Below are 20779 nucleotides of genomic sequence, written 5' to 3'. Positions count from 1 at the left end.
ATCACACTATGAAACTCAATATTGTAAGAAAACGCCCCCCGCATCTAAATGCGGGGGGCGGAACAAAAGTAATTAGCAGGTGGCCCCGTCCGTGCTGATGCAGGTGGCCGTCTCGGTCATCGCAGTGCCGATTGCGTTCGAAAGAGTCACTGCTGCAATCGCAATAATGCCACCGACGACGGCGAGGATCAGAGCATATTCGGCAGCCGAGGCACCGGATTCGTCACGAAGAAAAGTCTTGAACATGATGTATTACCCCAAGTTGTGAATTCACGGCTGGCGCCCAATTGACGCGTCGCCGCATGGTTCAAAGGTCCCGGCATCTATTTCCGGATAACCCATGTTCGAGAGGGGTAAGTGTGGAACCGGCGCGACCCTGTTTTTGTTACCGGCTCGCGCCGGTTCTTATCACGCTGGCTCCTCTCGAAGCCCATTTAAGTTCCTCCAAATGTAGACGGGGGTCAACTTTCATGCAACTAAAATCGACTATCTCTGAATCTCAATGGGTTAGTCTGGCCGTATTTTAACGAATGAGGTTAATTCCGGCGGGTTTGCGTGGCGAATCGCGCTGCCTGGTGAATCGCCCATGTTTACCGCCGCGTTCCGGCGTGTTCGCGGATCAATGAAGCGCTTGATTCGCACCCTCCGTCGAACACTTCAACCGCCTTCGCGCGTATAATTACCTTTTGAAAAACGGGGAAAGTCTCCAACCCCCCCCCTCCCGATCCGCCCTGTAGAACGCAAGACTGTCCCATTCCAAGACGCAATTGCATTATCTCCGAATATCAATGGAATAATGCGATTTCCCCGCCCCGGGCCAGCGATTTCTCACCCCTCAACCGGTCTCAAGAAAGTAAATTCCATTGCATGAATGGTGCGAGAAGGGTTACTTCAAGTGCAACAACGACACATCGATCATCCGGGCGATTCGCTCCGGATGCGAATGAACAAGTCGGGGCCGCGAGACAGTACGGATGACTTCCCTGCCGCGGGGGCAATACTTGCCGGTGGGGATTCCGAAGCCAGATGGCCCGACAATCCGTGAACTGTCCGCAACAGGAGGGGAATTTCCTTTCCTGCCCGCACAGGAAGGACGGACGAGATGGACAGCTTCGAAACGCGCAACGAGTTTGCCGACGCCCAGAGTAGCGACAACGCTTCCGAGAGCCAAGCCACTGATATACATGGCAATTCCGCGCAGGCGATGAACCTGCGCAATGCCGATATCGTACTGCGTCCCGACGCCGATGGCGTCGTAGTCCTGCCGGAAGGTGCCAGCCTCGACAACATGACCGCGCAGGGCCGCGACCTCGTGATCGTGCTGGAAGACGGCACACGCATCGTCATCCCCGAAGGCGCGATCATCGTCCCGCAGATCGTGATCGACGGCGTCACCGTACCCGCCGCCAACCTCGCCGCGCTGTTGACCGGCAACGAGCCGCAGCCCGCCGCCGGCGATCCGCAGAGCTCGGGTGGCAATTTCGAAGTCGATCCCGGCAATATCCAGGCCGCCTATGATCTGGGCGATCTGCTGCCCTATACCGAACTCGCCTTCCCGCAGCCTGAAGAGCGCGAGATTATCCCTGCGCTTGTCGATCGCGATCCCGATGTCGTGATCGAAACGCCGGACAATCCGGTGGGCGTGGTCAACGCCATTGCCGCCGTCGATGAAGACGGTCTGCCCGCCCGCACGGTGAACGGCGCCCCCGAACCCGAAGGCACGCGCAGCGAAACCAATTCTGAAACCGCCAGCGGCACCATCGTCTTCAACGCGCCCGACGGCGTGGGATCGGTCCTGATCAATGGCGTGGAAATCACTTCGGTCGGCCAGACCTTCCAGGGCGATCAGGGCACGCTGACCATCACCAGCATCGATCTCGCCAGCGGCCGCATCGGCTTCAGCTTCACCCTCGAAGACAATATGGTCGGGGGCGAGCTGGACGGTTCGTTCATGATGAGTGTGATCGATGCCGATGGCGACCGCGCCGATGCGAACCTGCAGATCCGCATCATCGACGATGCGCCGATCGCGCGCGACGATGTGGATAGCGTGGAAGCAGCGACCTACGGGCCGGTTGCGGGCAGCGTTCTGGTCAACGACGAATCCGGCGCGGACGGCTATGCGCCAAGCGGCGCGGTAACCGGCTTCGCCAATGACGGCGGCTCTGCCGAACCGGGCGACACGCTGACCGGCACCTATGGCGAGCTGACGCTCAATGCCGACGGCAGCTATTCCTACACGCGCTTCGTCAACACGCCCGGCGGCGTGAGCGAAGAGTTCACCTATACCATCACCGATGCCGACGGCAGCACCAGCACCGCGACGCTGACGATCGATATCGGCAATGCGCCCACGGTCATTACCGAAGTTCCGGAAGGCGAGGACGCGACGGTTGTCGACGAGGACGAACTGCCGCCCACCACCGGCACCCGCGACGACGAACCGGCCGGATCCGATTTCGACGGCGACGATGAAACGGCGACCGGCACGATCACCTTCACATCGCCCGATGGCGTAGGCTCGGTGACCATCGGCGGAACCGTAATCGATCCCGAAAACCTGCCGCAGGTCGTCGTCGCGGACGATACCGGCACGCTGACGGTCATCGACTATACCTATGACCCGGAGACCGGCGAAGGTACGATCACCTACGAATACGAACTGACCGACAATACCGGTGACCCCGAGGGCACGACGGTCGACTTTCCTATCGTCATAACCGACCTCGATGGCGATGTGGCCGAAGACGATCTGGTGATCACCATCGTCGACGACGTGCCCGAAGCCTTCGACGATACGGGCGCGCAGGGCGAAGAGAACGCCCCGATCACCGTCGATGCGCTCGACAACGATATTACCGGTGCGGACGGCGTGGACCTGGCCACCGGAGTGGCGGTGGTCGACGGTACGCTCAGCGGCGACGGCAGCGTCTCCTACAATGGCGACGGCACCTTCACCTATACCCCGGGAGCGGGCGAGGAAGGCACCGTAACCTTCGATTACACGATCACCGATGGCGACGGCGATACCTCCACCGCTACGGTTACGATCACGCTTCAGCCCGATTCCGCGCCCGAAATCGCTATCGAGGGGCAGGACTCTGTCTTCGAGGAAGCGCTGGGTGCGCGGGGCGACGAACCGGCCGGTTCCAACGCGGCGAGCGACGGCGAATTCGCCAGTGGCTCCATCGCCATCGCGACCGGTGGTGACAGCATCGACTCGCTGGTCGTTAACGGTGTCGACGTAACCGACGGCGGCACCGTCACGACCGAACGCGGCGTGCTCACGGTTTCGGTCACCGACGGCGCATACAGCTACAGCTACGAACTGACCGACAATACGCTGGTCGATCCGGACAGCGACAGTTTCACGCTGGTCGTTACCGACAGCGACGGCGATACGGCGCAAACGACGCTGGTGGTCTCCATCGTCGACGACAATCCTTCGGCTGAGGACGATGCGAACGCCATCTCGGCGGGTGAATACGGCCCGGTCGGCGGCAATGTGCTGGCCAATGATGTCGAAGGCGCGGACGGCGCGCTCGTCACTTCCTACACCGGCGCGAACGGCACCGGTTCGGCAGGCGACACCATCCAGGGCGAATACGGCACACTGACCATAGCGGCCGACGGCAGCTACAGCTACACCCGGAATCCGGGCACCGAAGGCGGTGTCAGCGACAGCTTCACCTACACGATCACCGACGGCGACGGCGATACCGCCACCGCCAATCTCGTGATCGCGATTGCCGATAGCCCGGTCGTGATCGACCTGCCGGTTGCAGGCGGAGATGGCACGCTGGTCGACGAGGCCGGCCTGCCCGCCGGTTCCGACGCGGCAAGCGACAGCGAATTCACGAGCGGCGCCTTCACCTATGACGCGCCCGACGGCCCGGCGACGGTGACCATCGGCGGCCAGACCGTGACCGCGGTCGGCCAGACGATCAATGGCAGCTTCGGCATACTGACGATCACCTCGATCGCGGAAGGTTCGATCGGCTACACCTACGAGCTGACCACGAACACCGATGGCGACGACACTTTCGACAGCTTCGAAGTAATCGTCACCGACCAGGATGGCGACGTGGCTTCGGGTGATCTCGACATCGCTATCATCGACGATGTTCCGACGGCAGTTGCGGACACCGACAGCGTGACCGAGGACGGCCCGCTGACCGCGGACGGCAATGTCATCACCGATGCCGAAGCTAATGGCGACAATGGCGGCGATACCACCGGTGCGGACGGCGCGAGCGTGACCGATGTTTCCTTCGGCGGCAGCCCAGGCGCGGTCGGCGGGGCGACTGCGGGCGCCTATGGCTCGCTCGTCCTCAATGCCGATGGCAGCTATACCTACACGCTCGATAATACGAACGAGTTCGTCCAGGGCCTCGATTCAACCGAGAGTCTGACCGAGGTCTTCACCTATACGCTTACCGACGGTGACGGCGACACCAGTGTCACCACGCTGACGGTCACGATCAATGGCGATGACGATATCGTCACGTTGGGCGGCCTCGACCTCGAGACGCCCGAGCTGACGGTCGACGAAGACGATCTGGCGGACGGCTCCTCGCCCGACGCGGCGGCGCTGACGCCCAGTGGCGACTTCACGGTCGACAGCCCCGACGGGCTTGACACGCTGACCGTGGGCGGCGTCCAGGTCTGGGGCGGCGGCGAAAGCTATCCGATCTCGATCCCCGGCGCCTATGGCACGGTGAACGTGACCGGCGTGACTGTCACGACCGACGCCAATGGCGACGTGGTCGCGGCCACCGTCTCCTATGAGTACGAACTGAGTGACAACACGCTGGATCATATGGCGGACGGCGAAGACCAGCTGGTCGACAGCCTCGAAGTCGTTGCGACCGACAGCGACGGGTCCGAAGATACCGCCTCGCTCGACATTGCTGTGGTCGACGACGTTCCGACGGCGGTGGACGATAGCGCCAATCAGGGTGCAGAGAACGCGCCGATCGTGATCGATGCGCTGGCCAACGACGTGTTCGGCGCAGACGGTGTCCTCACTGCAGATGGCGTCAGCGTCGTCGTAAGTTCGCAGGGCACACAGGGAACCGCGACCTACGATCCGGCGACCGGCCTGTTCACCTATACCCCGGCTCCGGGCGCAGGCAGCAACGGCCAGCTGACCGACAGCTTCACCTACACCATTACCGATCAGGACGGCGACAGCTCGACCGCCACTGTGACAGTCAATCTCCAGCCGGACAGCGAGCCGAGCGGCGGCACGGTTGCCGCGGCAGTGGACGATGACGGCCTGCCCGGCGGCAATCCGGACTCCACCACCGGCGATCTGGACGCCAATGCGGGTGACGATCCTGCCGATACCAGCGAGGCGAGCTTCACCGGCACGTTGACCTTCGACGTCGGCAACGACGGCCCGGCGACCATCACCTTCGATGCCGGCCTCCACGGTTCCAGCGTGATGCTGGGCAGCGAAATAGTCACCTATTCGGTCAGCGGCAACACGCTTACAGCATCGAGCGACCGCGGCGACATTTTCACGGTGGAAATCACCGATGCGGCGACCGGCGATTACACCGTCACCCTGCTGCAGAACGTGTTACACACTGCCGGCAATGACGAAAACGATGCGCTGGCCAGTATCGGCTTCACTGTCACCGACAGCGAAGGCGAAACTGCCGACGCCACGCTCGACATCACCTTCGACGACGATGCACCCACCGCGACCGACAATACCAATTCGGTCATGGAAGGTGCCACGGTCACCGGCAACATCCTGACCGATGACGACGGCTTTGGCGTGGATGCGAACGGTGCCGACGGAACGCTGACCATCCTGGCGGTTTCGGGCACCGGCGGCAGCGACAATGGCGCACCCTTCGTGGTTACGGGGACCTACGGCGAACTGACTGTAAATGCCGATGGCAGCTACAGCTACAAAAGCTTCGCCAACGCCACCAATGCGGATGTCACGGACAGCTTCACCTATCAGATCGTCGATGCCGACGGAGACATCGCCGAAGCGACGCTCGATATCGATATCGCCAATGTTGCAGGCACGGTCGAAGACAATGAGGCGATCGTCTACGAAGCGGGTCTTCCCACGGGCAGCGATGCGACGAGCGACAGCGAGATCGACGCCGACGGCCAGATCACCGTCACCAATGCGACAGGCACCTTCACCTATGTGCTGACCGATCCGGCGGGCGGCAGCTACGGTACTCTCACCCTCGACAGCGTGACGGGCGAATATACCTATACGCTCAATACGAACGTTGATGGCGACAGCATCATGCCCGACCAGGGCGGCGACAACGGCGCCAATACCGTCACCGGCCAGGAAAGCTTCGGATACGAAGTCTATGACGAGTTCAACAATCTGATCGGCAGCGGGACGATCAACGTCGATATCGTGGACGACGTTCCGACCGCCACCGACCAGACGGTGATTGATGTCGCCGAGGACGCTGCCGATATTTCCGGCAATGTCATGACCGACGGCACGCCCGACACCGAAGGTGCGGATGGAGCCACCGTCACCGCGATCACGGCGGGCGCGCAGACCGTTGCCGTACCGCAGGACGGGTCGGACGCGACGCTGATGACCGCCAACGGCACCTACACGATCGACATGGACGGCAACTGGACCTTCGATCCGAACCCGGGCCTCGACCAGAGCCTCGGGCCGATCGATGCCGACTTCAGCTACACACTGACCGACGGTGACGGCGATACCGACACCGCCACCCAGCCGATCCGCATCCTCGACGGAAATGGTCCGAACGATCCCGAAGCGGTGAGCCTGACTGTCGACGACCAGAATCTTGCCGATGGCAGCACGCCGGCCGGCCCGGACTCGGATTCCGACACGATCAGTTTCGTCCCCGGATCGGATCCGTTCGACAGCATCGTCTTCGGCGATACTTCGGGTCTCGACGGCGGCCTTACTTGGACGCGGGTGGACGATTTCACCATCACCGGTTCGGATGGCGGCCGCCTCGTCGTCACGCTGACGCTCAATGTAGTCGGTGACGATGCCACCGTCACTGCAACGCTCAACGACAATTATCTCGGCCACTCCAGCCAGGGCGACGAACTCGATGCGCTCGGCTCGGTCGATGTGATTGCGACCGATATCGATGGCGACACCGCAACCGGTTCGGTCGCCGTGAACGTCTCGGACGATGTCCCGACGCTTGCCGCGGACTCGCCCACGGCAGACAGCCTGACGGTCGACGACGACGATTTCAGTACCGATGCGACGGCCGATTTTTCGACGCTCTTCGTACCCGACTACAATGCTGACGGCCCGGGTGATGTGAGCGATTATACGCTCGGCTTCTCTGGCACGGCGACCGGCCTGATCGACACCCTGACCAATACAGACGTCACGCTCGTCGAGGTGAACGGCACGATCGAAGGCCAGAACGGCAATGGAGACACTGTGTTCGTTATCTCTGTGGATGCGAACGGCACTGTTACCTTCGATCAGCAGCGTGCGGTCGTTCATGGCGACACCAACGATCACAATGATTCCGAACCGGTCCCCGCCTGGGCTGCGGACCTGATCACGCTGACCGCCACGGTAACCGATGGCGACGGCGACACCGCGCAGGCGACTGCCAATATCGGCGGCGCATTCCAGATCCTCGACGATGGGCCCAGCGTGAGCGCAACGCTCAGTGCCGGTGCGATGGTCGTGCTCGACGAGACCGATCTTACTGCAGCTGCAGGCGCGATCGACCTCGGCGCGACCTATACGCAGGGGAACGACGCAGACGTCACCGGTTCGCCGACGCTGGTCGGCGCAAGCTCGGGCGTGAACGTCCTCGACGTGACCGCCGACTTCGGAAACGACCAGGACGTCAACGGCGGCGGATTGAGCTACAGCCTCGTAGTGGGCAATGGTGGCGTCTCCGGCCTCAGCACGACCGATGGCACCGCGATCACTCTCGTCGCGGTGAGCGATACGGTCGTCGTCGGTGTCGTGGACGGCACCACCACGGCGGCCTTCGCGGTCTCGATCGACGTCGATACCGGCGAAATCTCCGTCGAACAGTACCTCTCGGTCCAGCATGACGATCCCAGCGATCCCGACGAAGAGCTGACGCCCGAAACGCTGGCGACCGGTTCGCTCAGCGCCGTGGTAACTGCGCAGGACGGCGACGGGGACACCGACCAATCGGCCGCAATCGACATCACCACTGCCATTGCTTTCGAGGACGACGGCCCGACCATCAGCAGCGTGTCCGCAAATGGCTCGGTCGACGTCGACGAAACCGATGCGGGCAGCCCCGCCGGCTTCCCAATCGAGGATACCAGCGCCGCCGCGATCATCGCCTATAGTGGCGATTTCGGCGTCGATGGTCCGGCAACGACCGGTTCTGTTTCCTACACGCTCGACATTGTCGGCGATGGGTCGACCGCGCTCGCCACCGCGCAAGGCGATCATGCCATCACACTGGTGCAGGATCCGCTCACGCCGAACGTCATCTCGGGTGTCTATAACGATGGCATAAGCGATCTGACTGCCTTCACCGTGACTATCAATGCGGATGGCACGGTAACGCTGGTCCAGAACGTAGCCCTCGAACACACGGTCGATGGCGACAATTCGGCAGGCGAATACAACGATGTGCTCAACCTTGCTGGGCTGGTCGATGCCACGGTCACCCTGACCGATGGCGATGGCGACAGCGTCTCGCAGAGCGCGGGTGTAGGAACTGCGATCTCCTTCTTCGATGACGGCCCCGACGCAGTCGACGAAAGCGGAGAGACGGTCGCCGAAGATGCGGTCGGCACGATCGGCGGCAATGTGCTGTCGAACGACACCGAAGGCGCGGACGGGGCGACGGTAACCGCGATCACGGTGGGCGTGGAGACCGTTGCCGTGCCGCAGGACGGTTCGGACGCGACGCTGATGACCGCCAACGGCACCTACACGATCGACATGGATGGCAACTGGACCTTCGATCCTAACCCGGGCCTCGATCATACGGGCGGCGATATCGATGCCTCATTCAGCTACACGCTGACCGATGGCGACGGCGATTTCGATACCGCCACGCAACCGATCGACATCACCGACGGTGCGGGTCCGATCGCAGGTCCTTCGATCAGCTTGCTGGTCGATGATGAGAACTTGGCCGACGGAACGAACCCGGCCCCTCCGGTAACCGACAGTGACGACATCGTCTTTACTGCCGGATCGGATGCGATCGACACGATTGCCTTCGGCACCGACCTGACAGGGCTCGATGCGAGCCTGACGTGGGTGCGGGTGGACGATGACACGATCACCGGCTCCGATGGCGGCACGCTGGTAGTTACGCTTGAGCTGACGCGAACGGGCGACACGGCGACGGTGACGGCGACGTTGTCGAACAATTATGGCAGCCACCCGATCTTCACCGCGGACGACACCTTCGCGCTCGGCTCGGTGGATGTGGTGGCAACCGATATAGATGGCGACACGGCGACATCCTCGGTCTCCGTCTCGGTCTCCGACGATGTGCCGACTCCGGTGGTGGCCTACTCGCTCGACGTAACGAATGGGGGCGGGGCGAGTGCCAGCGCCTATCTCGACACCGACAACGACGTGGACGACAATATGGGGGCCGATGGCGGTGAGGTGATCTTCACCGACGCCACGATCACGGCGCTCGAGTCCCAGGGCCTGACATCGGGGCTGGCATCGCTCGAATACTCGATCTCGCCGGACGGTACGGTCCTTACTGCGACCAAGTCGAGCGATGACAGCGTCGTCTTCACGATCGAGTTGCAGCCGGTGGGCAGCGACGATCAATATGTCGTGACGATGTACGGGTCGCTCGATTCAACGAGCACCATCGATTTCAACGACGGCGGATACAATTTCGTCGGCGGCAATGGGTCGTGGGCCGGCTTTACCCAGCCAGGCGACAATGACAGCCAGGATCTCCTGCTCACGCCGGTTGGCGGGGATACGGTGAACACCAACGCCAATGAAGGTGGCATCGCTGGCGGCAATTCGGTCGGTCCGGGTGAGGCGATGCGAGTCGACTACGTGATCGACCTCGATGGCAGTCCGGTACCGGGTGGCGACTTCTATGGCGGCGACGATACCCAGACCTTCGATGGACATTACACCATCAACGGCGGTTCGGCCAGGTTCACTTCGATCAACAGCACGACAGCCATCAAGGTTTCCGCGTTCGACGATGCTGACAGCGGAACCGTGAAGGATGTTGGTGACGGTACTCCCGACACCATCACCAGCGTTGCGATAAGCTACAATGGTGGCAACTCGCTCATTACGACCGATGGTGCCTACAATGTAGGTGGCAGTGTCTTCACCGTAACGTTCAACGTGGACGGGACGGTTGATATCGCCGGCGTCCGCGCCGATACGGTGGTCGCTGCATATACCGACGATGGCTATAACAGCGTCGAATGGGCCTATGTCTCCGGAAATACCTTCAAGATCGGTGATTTCGGGGCCACTGCCATCACCAATGATCCGGTCGATTTCTCCGTGCCGATCTCCGTTGTCGACGGTGACGGCGATACAGTAGAGTCGGGCGAACTTGCGATCACGGCAGAGCCGACGGCTCCACCCATCGTGCTCGACCTAGATGGCGACGGGGTTGAGTTCCTCGGCTCGGATGCGGGGGTCGCATACGACTATGGCGGCGGTCTGGTAACCACGGCCTGGGTCGCGCCGGATGATGGCCTGCTGGTTCATGATGCCAATGGCAATGGAGCGGCTGACAACGGCACCGAAATCGTGTTTGGCGGCAATGGCCTGACCGACCTCGAGGGGCTCGCTGCGAAATATGACACTAACCGGGATGGAGTTCTGGACGCGAAGGATGCGGATTTCGCCTCGTTCGGCGTGTGGCAGGATACCAATTCCAACGGTGTGGCGGATGACGGCGAATTCTCCACGCTGACCGAAGCGGGCATCTCGTCGATTGCCCTCGTGTCCGATGGCGATGCCTATACAGTGTTCGACGGCGATGTGCTGGTCCATGGCGAGGGAGAATTTACCTACGCTGACGGCTCCACGGGCATTTTCGCAGACGCGGCCTTTGCCGTGTCGCCGACAGCCAAGACTTCGACCGATCCGCGTACGGCTATGCGGCCGATGGAAATGGCGACGGTCGCGGCTATGGCCTCCGGTTTCTTCATGCCGGAAATGCAGGCGCAATTCGACCAGACCTTCGGCGATCCCGCTTCCGCGCATCGCGATATGGTTGATTTCGAGTTTGCTCCGATTGCGGATATCCGTGCACCGGAACTGCCGGAAGCCGAGGCGTTGAGCTTCGATAGCCTGGGCCCGACGGATCAGGCCGTCTCAAGCGAACCGGCGATGGCAAACATCCTCGAAGGGCAAAGTGCTTTCAAGGCACCGCAGGCCGACCTAGCCGGCAACCTGCAAGACGAAAGCGTGGACTTCACCCAGAGCATGGATGCCGGACCGCAACTGGTGGGTGGCCCGAGCGTGTTCGAAGGCTTTGCCGGGGGTGACGCGGCAAGCGGGATGGAAGCGCTGCTTATGCTCGAAGCCCCTGCCAAGCTGGCGGAAGCCGGCACTGCGGCGGAAGCCGGAAAGGCTCTGGGCGAGGCTGTGGCCGACATCGCGGCGGAAGCCGCAGTCGATGCCATCGTCGATCACTTCGCAGCCAACGATGGTCCGGCAGTAGCGGTAGCGCCGCCGGAAGGGCTGCTCGACAGCATGATCGGAAACGATGTGGCGCTCCATGCCATGGGCATGATGCCGCAGGACCAGAACGACGAAGCGGCCGCATTGGCAGCGGCTGCGGCATGATCGCAATGAGAAGTTTGAAACAAGGGGCATTGCAATGAGAAAGACAACCGCGATTTTCGCGCTTGCCGGAGCCGCAGTGGGGATGACCCCCTCTGCGGTCTTCGCGCAGGATGACCTTATGAGCCTGGACGGCAGCGAGTTGCGCAGCGCCGTGCAGATGCGGTACGATGCCGCACTCGCGCTCACCAACGATCCTGGAATCGTGAATGCGAACGATCCGCGTTACATCTGGGCCAGCGAGGCGAAGGCGCAGTGCGGCATCGCGCTCGGCTTCCTCAAGTCCAGCACCAAGGACGAGGTCAGCCTGTCGAAGTGCGGCATGGCCTACGACATGATGAACCGCACGCTGCAGGCGCGGGTTGCCACCCCCGCACCGCAGGCACCGGCTGCGCGTCCGGAAGTCTGCACCGCGCAGGCACCGGGCCTCATCTTCTTCGAATTCGATTCCGCCACGCCGCAGCAGGACGCGGTGGAAACGGTCGAATACGTGGTCGAGAATGCGCCGGTCTGCAACTGGACCCGCTTCACCGTCGTCGGTCACACGGATAGGTCGGGCAGCAACGCCTACAATCAGGGCCTGTCGGAACGCCGCGCCGAAGCCATCGAGAGCCTTATGGTCGGCCGCGGAATCGCCGATGCCGCAATTTCCACGCGCGCCGAGGGTGAGGAAAACCCCCGCGTGCCGACCGCCGACGGGGTGCGCGAATTGCAGAACCGCCGCGTCGAAATCCTGGTCAACCAGTAAGTGAGGGGACGAAAAATGCGCAAGACAACCCTGGCCACTGCCGCGGCGCTCCTGCTTGCAGGATCGGCTCCGGCAGCCATGGCGCAGACCACGTCTGCGGACACTGTATCGATGCAGGACGCGATTGCGATCGCCATGCAGTCGAATCCGGAAATCCTGCAGGCACAGTACAACAAGGAAGCGATCGAGTTCGAACGCAAGCAGGCGCAAGGGCTTTACCTGCCCCGCGTCGGCATAGAGGCAAGCGCCGGCATTAGGCGGCTGGAAAACAACACCCGCCGCTCGCTGGGCATTGCGAACAACGAACTCTATCCGCTGGAAGCAGGGATCAACGCCGAATGGACGGTGTTCGACTTCGGTCGGCGCCGTGGCGAGCTGCTCCGCCAGGCGGCCCGCGTCGATGGCGCATCGCTGCGCGTGGTCGAACGTTCGGAGTTCATCGCCCTGCAGGTTGCCCGCCAGTATCTCGACGTGCTCCTTCAGGAACGCGTTGCCGCCGCGGCGCGTGACAATGCGGCGTTCCACCAGACGCTCGTTTCCGACCTGTCGACCGGGGTGGACGAAGGTTCGATCTCTGTCGCCGATCGTCAGCAGGCCGAAGAGCGGCTGCAATCGGCGCTGGTGCGCACCGAGGAGGCGGATCTGGAGCTCCAGAATGCCTATATCTCGCTACGCCGCCTGACCGGCATGGACATCAATGTCGGTACCGTTCCGCCGGACCTTTCGAGCGCTATGCCCTCCGATCTGCCGACGGCAATAGGACTGGCTCGACTGAACAACCCGCTGGTGCGTGAAGCGGAAGCCGATGTCGATGCCGCCAATGCTCTGGTCGATTCCGCCGAGGGCGACCTCTGGCCGACGATCGGCATCGAGGCGAGCGGCCGCACCGGCGAGGACATCGACGGTTTCGCCGGAGAAACCACCGATCTGCAGGCCCGCGTGGTGCTGCGCTGGGATGTGTTCGACGGCGGCATCAACCGGGCCAAGCTGCAGGAGAACATTCGCCAGGCTAGCCTCGCCCGTTATGCGCTGCATGATCGCCAGCGTGCTGCCGAAGAAGACGTGCGTCTGGCATGGCAACAGCTCGATACGCAGCGCCGCGTGGTGCAGCAGCTCGACCGCCAGAGCCAGGTCAGCGACGATCTCCTGCTGAGCTATCGCAGCCAGTTCAACATCGGTCGCCGTTCGCTGCTGGACGTGCTCGATGCGCAGAATACGCGCTTCAATACGCAGGTCCGTCTCGAAACGGCACGGTTCTCCCAATTGTTCGCGCAGTACCAGACGCTTGCTGCTACAAACCAGTTCCTCGATGCGCTGAGCATCGCTCCGGGGGCCGGGGCAGGCGAGCAGGAACGCGAACGGTTCAACTATGGACCGTCAGCCGATGCCGAACTGCAGCGGCGCGTCGCCGGAGATTGACGCAACACAAAGGGCCGATGACGGCTATGGAACAGGCTAAGGCTGAACAGATTGGCGGGCGGGTCCTTGACCCGCTCGTCGATTGCATTGGGGAAGCGGCGAAGCGCTATGGCTTGCCGTTTGCGCGCAATACGCTTGGCCAGCTTCCGCGTAATACGGAAGGGCTGCTTCCCGTCCACCAGGCCCCGGCGGCACTCGACCTTGTCGGTCTGAACCACGATGTCCTTCGCCGTCGGCGCCTGCCGACCAATGCCAAGCTCCTGCCGGCCATCGCGGCGATGGACGATGGCGGCTTCGTCCTGCTGCTCGAGGCGCAGGAGGACGAATTGCTCGTCTGGCGTCCGGAAACCGGCGCGGAGACCTGGGAAAAGCGCCACGATCTCGGCGAGGTCTATGCCGATACGCTGATACCTGTATACGGCGATCCCGACCGGATGCGCGCCGACGAGGCACCCTGGCACGCAAAGGCGCGGAGCCACTGGTTCTGGGGCGAACTGCGCCGCGAACGCAGCGCCTTCATGCCGGTATTGCTCGCTTCGCTGCTGGTGAACCTGCTGGCGGTAGCACTGCCAATCTTTACCATGAACGTCTACGACCGGGTCATCCCCAACCAGGCGCAGGAAACGCTCTGGGTGCTGGGCCTCGGCGTGTTGCTCGCCTTCGCGCTCGAATTCGCGCTGCGCCGCGCGCGGACCTCTATCGTCGACGAGATCGCCCAGCGACTCGATCTCAAGCTCAGCCAGAAGATTTTCTCGCGCCTGCTCGCCATGCCGCTGGCAGAACGCAAGGGTCACAGCGGTTCGATGGCCGCGCGGGTGGCCGAATATGCCATCGTGCGCGATTTCTTTGCTTCGACTTCGGTCGTGCTGGTGGTCGACGTTCTCTTCCTCGTGGTCTTCGTGGCGGTGATCGCGATCATCGCGGGCTGGCTTGCGCTGGTGCCGCTGACCATCATCGCGGCGATGGCGGTTGCCGGCTTCGTCCTGCAGAAAAAGGTGGTCGAGGCTTCGCAGGATGCGCAGGCCGATTACGGCTTGCAGCAGACGCTGCTGGTGGAATCTCTCACCGGTGCGGAGACGCTGAAGGCAATGGGCGGGGAGGGCGGCATGCTCTCGCGCTGGCACCGGCTTGCCGATATCGGCGGCCATTCGCAGCTGCGCCTGCGCAACATCAACTCGGTCGCCGTCAGCCTCGCACAGGTGTTCCAGCAGATCTCGACCGTCGCGCTGATCATCGGCGGCTATTATCTGTTTGCCGCGGGCGAGATCACCATGGGCGCGATCATCGCCATCGTCATGCTGGCCTCGCGCTCTCTCGCACCGGCAGGCCAGATCGCTTTCCTGCTGACCCGCGGGCGGCAGGCCAAGGAGACACTATCCAGTATCGAGCGCATGTTCGAAGGCGGGGACGAACGCAAGCTCGGTGCAAGCATCGCGCCCAGCGCCATCAAGCGCCCGCGCATCGTCTTCGAGGATGCCGAATTCCGTTATGCCGAAGAAGCGCCCGCGGCGCTTTCCGGTCTCAATCTCACCATCGAGCCAGGCGAGCGTATTGCGCTGGTCGGCCGGGTCGCATCGGGCAAATCGACCTTCGGACGCCTGCTTTGCGGGCTCTATGCGCCGACAGAGGGCGCGATGATGGTCAACGGTATCGATAGCCGTCAGTATCGTCCGCAACATCTGCGTGAGACACTGGGCTTCGTGGGACAGGATGCGGCGCTGTTTTCGGGTTCGGTGCGCGACAATCTTACGCTTGGACGGCTCGGCCTTTCCGAAGAGGCATTGCTCGAAGCCATGCGCGCAACGGGTGCGGACCAGTTCCTCTCGCGCGATGCCGGCGGGTTCGACCGTTCGGTGGGCGAAGACGGACGCCAGCTATCGGGTGGTCAGCGCAGTTTCCTTTCGCTCGCCCGCGCGCTGGTCGAGCCGCGCGAACTGCTGTTCCTCGACGAGCCGACCGGCGCGATGGACAGCGAAACCGAGAAGATGTTCGTCGAACGCCTGTCGGGCGCGATAAAGCCCGAGCAGACGCTGGTCATCTCGACCCACCGCCCGGCGCTTTTCGCCATTTGCGATCGCCTGATCGTGCTGGACAAAGGCCGTGTCGCCGCCGACGGTCCGGTGAAGGAAGTCCTGGCCAAAGCCGGCGCAGCGCGCGGAGGTGTGGCGTGAGCAAGGCCGCCGCAACCCGCATCCGCCGCATCTGGGCCTTCTCCGTCCTCGCGGTGACGAGCCTGCTCGTCGGCACCTCGTCGCTGCTGGTGCCGCAGGAGAAGGCCATCGCCATGGCGCAGCTTTCGCCGGACTTGCAGGCCGACCTTGCGGACATGACGACTTCCCCCGAAGCGGGCGCAATGCTGCTCGGTGCCGGGGCCGACGATGACGATGCGCTGGCGCGGAACCTTGCGATCCCCACGCTAGCAGGCCGCCTGGAACGTCCCGGCCGTTTCTCGGCCATACCGCTTTCTTCGAGCCACTACGGCACTGCGATCGACTGTCTCGCGCAGGCTGTCTATTATGAAGCGGCGCTGGAACCTGTGCTGGGCCAGCGCGCGGTTGCGCAGGTGGTGCTCAACCGGGTGCGGCATCCGGCCTATCCCAACACCGTGTGCGGCGTCGTATATCAGGGCTGGAACCAGAAGGTCTGCCAGTTCAGCTTCACCTGCGACGGGGCGCTGATGCGCAAGCCGCAGACGGATCTGTGGCGATCGGCCAAGGCGATTGCACGCGATGCGCTGTCGGGCCGCGAAGTTCCCGAAGTCGGCACAGCTACGCATTACCATGCCGATTATGTCGTGCCCTATTGGGCCTTCAAGCTGGGCAAGATCGCCACCATCGGCCGCCATATCTTTTATCGTTTCCCGGGCTCGCCCGGCCGCGCCGCCAGTTTCTATGGCGACTGGGCAGGGCGCGAGTTCAAGCCGCAGGTCGATTTCGCACGCTTCATCGACAAGGAAGGTGAAGAGCGTATCGAGCTGGCCGCGGAAGCTGCCTATACGCCCGGCCTGACCGTAGAGCCGGACATCACGGACCGTCATGCCGCCGCCGATGTCGGCGGGCGGATCGACACTACTAAGACCTGGCGCCTGACCATCCCCGACCCGGTCGAAGCCAGCGCAGGTTATCGCAATACCCTCTCTTCGCAGGGCGCGCTCGTCGCGGCGGCGCCCGGATCTTCGGAGCAACCGCAATGACTGTCTTCCAGCGCTGGAGCACGATGAGCGCGGCGCAGCGCCTGATCGTCACCGCCGCAGTCGGGATCGCCCTGCTGTTCGCCTGGGCCGCCTTTGCACAGGTCGACCAGATAACCCGCGGCACCGGCACGGTTATCCCGTCGAGCAAGGCGCAATTGGTGCAGCCTGCGGAGCCTGCGGTCATCGAGGAAATCCTCGTGCGCAGCGGGCAAAGTGTGAAAGAGGGCGATCTGCTGGTCCGGCTCGACGATTCGCAAAGTGCTTCGGCACTGGGCGAATTGCAGACCGAGAATGAGCGGCTCGCCGTACGCGCTCAGCGGCTTAGCCAGGAGGCTGGCGGCGGCGTGCTGGGCTGCGAAAGCGGCAGCGCCTGTGCCGAGGAGCGCCGCCTTGCGCAGGCCCGTGCGGCGACCGCCCGCGCGCGCGAATCTTCGCTCGCTTCGGCGATCGAACAGCGTCGCCGCGATCTCGCCGAAGCACAGGCCACCGCGTCGAGTCTCGAAAGCAGCCTGCGTCTTGCCCGCGAACAGGTCGAGATGCTGCGCCCGCTGGCGGCCAAGAATATCGTGCCCCAGACCGATTTACTGACGGCTGAGCGTGAGGTGATCGACCTGCAGGGCCGTCTCTCGGCTGCGCGTCAGGCCGCAGCGCGCGCTTCCGCATCGATCAGCCAGGCGCAGGCCGATCTCAGCCAGGCGCGTGCCGATTTCCGCCAGCAGGCGCTAGCCGAACGTAGCGAGATCGCCACGCGCATGGCGGTGAACGAGGAAAGCATTCGCGGTGCCACCGCGCGGCGCAACCGTAACGAATTGCGCGCGCCGTCGGACGGGATCGTCAACGATGTGCAGGTCACCACCGAAGGCGGCTTCGTCAATGCGGGCGAGAAGATCATGCAGATCGTGCCGGTGGGCGACAAGCTGCTGATCGAGGCCCGCATCTCGCCCAGCGACCGCGCCTTCGTGAAGGTGGGCGACCGGGCGAATGTGAAGGTCACGGCCTATGATTTTTCGATCTACGGCGGATTGAAAGGGCGCGTCGCACAGGTCAGCGCCGACAGCATCTTCGACGAGGTCGAACGCGAAGCCTATTATGCAGTGGTAATCGAGACCGACCGCGCATTCATCGAGAAGGGCGGGGTGCGCCTGCCGATCGTGCCGGGCATGATCTGCGACGTCGAAATCCTCACCGCACGTCGCAGCGTGCTGTCCTATCTCTTCAAGCCGGTGAACCGCGCCTTCGACCGCGCGCTGACCGAACGTTGAGTTTTGCTTGGGGAGTGGTGCGAGCGTTACTGCCGCTCGTGCCTCTCAGTATCCGTGCAGCCAGCTCTGCTTGGCACCCAGGCTCATGACCGGGCGATAGCCATGGTCTTGTGAGGCATCGAGCGGCGCGCTGCCGACATTGTCCAGCATGAGATAGCCGTCATCGGTCCTTACCAGCAGTACTGCATGATCGCGGCGGCGGACGAGGTCGCGCGCCAGCGTCAGGATCATGTCCTCGCGCGCCACGCCGGCTGCCGCGAGCAGTTCCATCTTGAGCAAGGCAAAGTCTTCGCAGTCACCCTGGCCAAGGCGGAGAGTGGTCGCCGCGTCGGCCCAGTAGTCGCTGCGGCCATAGAGATCGATATCCTCGGCATGCTCGATCTCGCGGTTCACCCAGCGGTTGACCGACGCGATCAGCTGTCCGAGATTTTCGCGTGTTCCCGCCGCGCGCGAAAGGGTGGCGGACAGGTTCGTCCGTCTTGCGCTTACTCGCTGCCACTGGGCATCGAAGCTCGTGCGCGAAATCGGCACCATGCGGCTGCCGAGGACAAGATCCTTGCGCCCGCCCGACGGCAGAAGCGATGCATCGCGGCGCGGGGCCGCGAACTGGGTCCGGCCCGATTGGAACAGGTTTGCCGCAGCGAAGGGACTGGCTTCGATGGCGCAGTTCGTGCTGCGCGAAGCAAGCGGCGCGGCGGCCGGTTCGAAGGGTTTGCCCGGCGCACTGGAAAACAGCGGATGCGAAGGCGCCGTTCCCGCCTGCCGGGCGCGGATCGCGTCGAGCGCGCTCTCGCCTCCGATGATCTGCGAAGCCTTGCTCGCGGAAGCCGGGGTAAGGGAAATCGGCGCATTGGCCGCGATCGGTGCGTTGCAACCGGATGTCATCATCTCGACCGCCTGGACCGCGATAGCCGGGGTCGCGGCCTGCGCAGGGTGCGGGGCAATTGCCAACAGGGCTGCGGCCGCCAGGGCAGGACGAAGCAGGGCGCGGGAGGATGAGGTTCCAACCATGCCCCGGTGGTACGAAGGCAAGTTCAAGGAACAGTTGCAGGTCAGAGTTAATGGCCGGGTAAGACCTTGCTTCAGCCCCGCGAAAGCTGGCGCCGTCTAATCCCTAACGCTCTATTACGACATTTCGGGAATTCACACCATGCGCTTTACCGCCCCCCTGCTTGCGCTCGCCTTCGCCGCGACACCCGGCGCTGCCAGCGCGCAAGAAATCTATGGCGGCATCTATGCGCATGGGGTCGACACGCCCTTCACCTTCGATACCAATGAGGGAGGCATCGATGCCCAGGTCGGGGTTCGCTTCGACGAGATCGAGGCTCTGGCCGATGTGCAGCCCTATATCTTCGGCTCGGCGAATCTTTCGGGCGATACCAGCTTCGTTGGCGCCGGAGTAAGCTGGAAGGCGGAGGTCGGGAAACTGTATGTGCGGCCCGGCGTCGGGCTGGTGATCCACAATGCACCCTCGCTCCGTGTCGATCCGGAAACCGGTATACGCACCGATCTGGGCAGCCGCGTGTTGTTCGAGCCGGAACTGGCGGTCGGCGTGGACCTCGACGAGCGCTGGTCGGTAGAGGCAAGCTGGGTCCACATCAGCAATGCGCGCCTGTTCAACAGCGAGCAGAACCCCGGCATCGACATGATGGGGCTGCGGGTAAACTACCGGATGTGACAGGTAACAGCGGGCGGTTCCGGATTCGAACCAGTCGTTATCCCAGTGAAAGTCAGAATGACGAGCAGATACGCGAAAACATCCGGCGGCGAGCCCGGACTGTAGCGCCGTGGGAAGCACCTGCGCTCAAGTAGCGCAGTTAAAAACAGATCACGCGGCCGGGCGAACCTTGCGCGAGGCGAGGCGTAGCTCCCGAGAGCGAGAATAACGGGGACCTTTGGCAGATTGCTCTGCGAAAGACCCCGCGGGCGGATACCTGATCGGCGCGGTTCGGGTGGCGGCCCCGCCGGACCTTTGCGCACTCAAGTAGCCCAAAGGGCGTTAGTGCAAACAAACACGCACTCAAGCAGCCCGAAGGGCGGTAGTGCAAACAACACGCACTTGGGGCAGCCCGAAGGGCGTTAGTGCATGAACACCGAACCTGAACCCGGCTTAGACTCATATGCGACCTGGGCAGCGGGTGCGACGGGGAGGGTTCGCCTGAAAAGCATGAGCCCTTGCCGCTATCCCGCGCGGGCGAAGAAGGTCCCGCGACCTGTATCGTGCTGCCAGCCGCATCCGGGCGAAGGAGAGAAGGTGTCCTGGGGCCTGGAAGAGGTCATTCGCTCCCGACCTGGACGCCCGCGCCTTTCGCACCGGCCGCGCCGCCCATGCGGGCACCGCCGTCGCGGACCCTCCGGGCGAGGAA

At 63.1% G+C, this 20779-nt stretch carries 9 protein-coding genes; 7 read left to right on the top strand and 2 right to left on the bottom strand.

Annotation, left to right across the window (positions count from 1 at the left end):
• Nucleotides 1–72 precede the first annotated feature (72 nt).
• Complete coding sequence (locus AC13CE_RS13940; protein ID WP_482972733.1) at nt 73–246, bottom strand: Flp family type IVb pilin; 174 nt, start codon at nt 244–246, stop codon at nt 73–75.
• A gap of 856 nt (nt 247–1102) precedes the next feature.
• Between AC13CE_RS13940 and AC13CE_RS13935 the strand changes: the two genes are divergently transcribed.
• Genes AC13CE_RS13935 through AC13CE_RS13910 form a run of 6 tightly spaced genes read left to right on the top strand, consistent with a single transcriptional unit; the run spans nt 1103 to nt 18413 of the window.
• Nucleotides 1103–11794, top strand: coding sequence for a DUF5801 repeats-in-toxin domain-containing protein (locus AC13CE_RS13935; protein WP_482972732.1), 10692 nt, complete (start codon nt 1103–1105; stop codon nt 11792–11794).
• A gap of 34 nt (nt 11795–11828) precedes the next feature.
• Nucleotides 11829–12539, top strand: a complete 711-nt coding sequence (locus AC13CE_RS13930) for an OmpA family protein (RefSeq protein ID WP_482972731.1) — start codon at nt 11829–11831, stop codon at nt 12537–12539.
• A 15-nt stretch (nt 12540–12554) separates the two neighbouring features.
• The gene (locus AC13CE_RS13925; RefSeq protein WP_221538384.1) at nt 12555–13958 is read left to right on the top strand and encodes a TolC family protein; all 1404 of its coding nucleotides are present in this window, start codon (nt 12555–12557) and stop codon (nt 13956–13958) included.
• 26 nt (nt 13959–13984) lie between these two features.
• Nucleotides 13985–16129: a type I secretion system permease/ATPase gene (locus AC13CE_RS13920; protein ID WP_482972730.1), complete on the top strand. Its 2145-nt coding sequence runs from the start codon at nt 13985–13987 to the stop codon at nt 16127–16129.
• Complete coding sequence (locus AC13CE_RS13915; protein ID WP_482972729.1) at nt 16126–17151, top strand: cell wall hydrolase; 1026 nt, start codon at nt 16126–16128, stop codon at nt 17149–17151. The genes AC13CE_RS13920 and AC13CE_RS13915 overlap by 4 nt, the downstream gene beginning before the upstream one ends.
• Nucleotides 17148–18413, top strand: coding sequence for an HlyD family type I secretion periplasmic adaptor subunit (locus AC13CE_RS13910; protein WP_482972728.1), 1266 nt, complete (start codon nt 17148–17150; stop codon nt 18411–18413). The genes AC13CE_RS13915 and AC13CE_RS13910 overlap by 4 nt, the downstream gene beginning before the upstream one ends.
• Before the next feature lie 45 nt (nt 18414–18458).
• Here the strand turns inward: AC13CE_RS13910 and AC13CE_RS13905 are convergent, their stop codons facing one another.
• The gene (locus AC13CE_RS13905) at nt 18459–19424 is read right to left on the bottom strand and encodes a transglutaminase-like cysteine peptidase (RefSeq protein ID WP_482972727.1); all 966 of its coding nucleotides are present in this window, start codon (nt 19422–19424) and stop codon (nt 18459–18461) included.
• 139 nt (nt 19425–19563) lie between these two features.
• Between AC13CE_RS13905 and AC13CE_RS13900 the strand changes: the two genes are divergently transcribed.
• Nucleotides 19564–20091: an acyloxyacyl hydrolase gene (locus AC13CE_RS13900; protein ID WP_482972726.1), complete on the top strand. Its 528-nt coding sequence runs from the start codon at nt 19564–19566 to the stop codon at nt 20089–20091.
• Nucleotides 20092–20779 lie beyond the last annotated feature (688 nt).

Source organism: Qipengyuania sp. B-5 (genome assembly GCF_056857815.1).
The sequence above is the reverse complement of the archived record's forward strand: the minus strand, read 5'-3'. Positions and strand labels throughout refer to the sequence as shown.